The following is a 224-nucleotide window of genomic DNA, read 5'->3' as shown; positions in this document are numbered from 1 at the left end:
AAAAACACCGCTAAATCCGCGATCCCCGCAGCAATTGCGGCTGCCGTGATCTACGCGGTAATCGGCTTTAAAAATATCAATGCGGACCTTTCACGTGTTGACGTTATCAGCAGCGCGCTCAAATCCAGTTTTCATGTTGGCGCTTGGTCGCTGCTGCCGATTCTGGTACTTTTGGTTATGTCGTTAAGACAGGTGCCGGCAATTCCTACTTTATTGGCTGGCTC

The 224-nt window shown here is 50.0% G+C and carries 1 protein-coding gene; it reads left to right on the top strand.

What is annotated here, in order from left to right; translation table 11 throughout:
* Positions 1–224: Na+/H+ antiporter NhaC family protein (locus LI126_RS15335; RefSeq protein ID WP_331469933.1), on the top strand; the 224-nt coding region annotated here is incomplete at both ends.

Origin of the sequence: Mediterraneibacter sp. 210702-DFI.5.30 (assembly GCF_020560115.1) — a bacterium.
GTDB classification, from domain to species: Bacteria; Bacillota; Clostridia; order Lachnospirales; family Lachnospiraceae; genus Mediterraneibacter; species Mediterraneibacter faecis.
The sequence above is the reverse complement of the archived record's forward strand: the minus strand, read 5'-3'. Positions and strand labels throughout refer to the sequence as shown.